The organism is Sphingomonas ginsenosidimutans (assembly GCF_002374835.1).
GTDB lineage: Bacteria > Pseudomonadota > Alphaproteobacteria > Sphingomonadales > Sphingomonadaceae > Sphingomonas > Sphingomonas ginsenosidimutans.
Genome location: NZ_NWVD01000050.1, coordinates 1 through 1,058, shown reverse-complemented (window position 1 = coordinate 1,058; position 1,058 = coordinate 1). Strand labels below are relative to the sequence as shown.

The 1,058-nt window shown below is 55.4% G+C and carries 1 pseudogene; it reads right to left on the bottom strand.

Annotated elements, in window-relative coordinates:
* Positions 1 to 1,003: pseudogene (locus tag COA17_RS18645) on the bottom strand (hypothetical protein); the annotation flags it as partial.
* Positions 1,004 to 1,058 lie beyond the last annotated feature (55 nt).

Here is a 1,058-nt window from a genome sequence, read left to right as displayed (position 1 = left end):
TAAACGACTTGATGTTTGGCGAAGCAGCTACATCGACATAGGCCATTGGGGCGCGACCTTGGACCGGCACGACCTCCCAAGCAGTCCCAGGCAGCGGCACTGCGTCCTCAGGTGGGCTGTCCATAAGCAGGCGAGCAATGTCCTGGGGCACGGGCAAGCGGCCTCCTTGAGGCGCATAGACCGTCAACTTTCCCTTTTCCCAAAGGCCAATTTGAACAGCACGGCGATTTGCATCAAGCAAAACATAGGCTTGCTCTACACCGCCTTGATGCGGCGCATTTCCCGTAACCCAATAGAGAGATCCTTGTCGTTGGAGACCGGATATCGCCGAAAGATTGCTGGCCAGCAGGTCTATTTTGCGGCCCAAACGCGAACGTATCGCGTCAGCTATCGGACCACTTGTCAAAAGATCTATTCCGTTGGGATCGGAATCACTTTGGAATTTTCCTATGGAACTCGCAAGATTGGTCCAGGCTAGCGGCGTCGGTTTTCCCAAGACTGGCCTTGCTTGCAGAGGTGCTTTTGAAGCAGCAGATGCCGGCCCAGACCCCTTGCACAAGAGCAGTGGGGATTGCGACACGAGCGCTGACTTGAACGGATCCAGGCGCTGTCCAGGCGCGACGTCTGCTTCAAGGCGGACTACGCCTCGCTTTTCGTCGTCATTGACCGTCAAGATCACGCGTCCGAAATCGTTGGCATTGACAGGAAAAGGAAAAAAGACCGCGCTAACGCCTTCATAGGTCGGGCCAAGAAACGAAGCCGCGTACTCAAACCGGGTGCTTTTTACAGTCTGACCAGACGCTTTGAAAGTAAAGCCGGTTTCGTTGATCTCAAGGCTCGCCCCTCGAGAGCAATCGCCACGCGGCGCATACGAGCCATAGCTTCCTTCGAGATCCATGCCTTTTAATGACGTCAATGTCACTGCGCCTGCGACGCCGGGCAAGCCCAGAAAAATCCCTGCGAGAAAAACGATAATGGGGCGCTTGGGCAGTTTGTTCGGCATGGCAGATCTCCATGGCGGACAGCCTTGCATCGGGACCTCGATTGAAAGCGACGAA